Below are 617 nucleotides of genomic sequence, written 5' to 3' on the forward strand. Positions count from 1 at the left end.
TATCCCATTTTGTGGGTGGATGCTCTGTACGAAAAAGTTCGTATAGACGGCAGAATTGTAAGTATGGCGATACTGGTGGTCTGTGGTGTGGATGAGCATGGCCAGCGAGACATTCTGGCGATAGAGCCCATGTTGGAAGAGTCGGAAGAAGTGTATCTTCAGCTTTTTCGAGGATTGCAGGAACGAGGACTTTGTACGCCCCGACTGGTTGTTTCAGATGCACACGCCGGACTTGTTGCCGCTATCCGTAAAGGCTTCCCAGGAGCAAGCTGGCAACGGTGCAAGGTTCATTTCATGCGTAATATTCTGGCGCATATTCCTCACAAGGACAAAGATGCCTTTGCTCAGAATCTCAAGACTATCTGGCTGGCTCCCACCAGAGAACAAGCTCGCAAACTGGCTGAAGAAATCTGCAGGCAGTACGAGCACCGTTTTCCCAAAGCCATTTGCTGCCTGGAAGACGGTTTGGAGGACTCTTTGTCGTTCTATGCTTTTCCACAGTTGGATGCAAGAAAGATTTCTTCTACCAACGTGTTGGAACGGCTGAATCGGGAGATCCGTCGCCGTTCCAGTGTGGTAGGAATATTTCCCAGTGCAGATGCCTACACCAGACTGGT

Annotated in this window: 1 protein-coding gene; it reads left to right on the forward strand. The window is 49.9% G+C overall.

The genetic code is table 11. The features are described from left to right. On the forward strand, nucleotides 1-617 hold a 617-nt coding region (locus H6B15_RS15280; protein WP_204648853.1), incomplete at both ends, for an IS256 family transposase.

The sequence above is a fragment of the Gemmiger formicilis genome (genome assembly GCF_016900095.1).
In the GTDB taxonomy this organism is placed as follows: Bacteria; Bacillota; Clostridia; order Oscillospirales; family Ruminococcaceae; genus Gemmiger; species Gemmiger formicilis_A.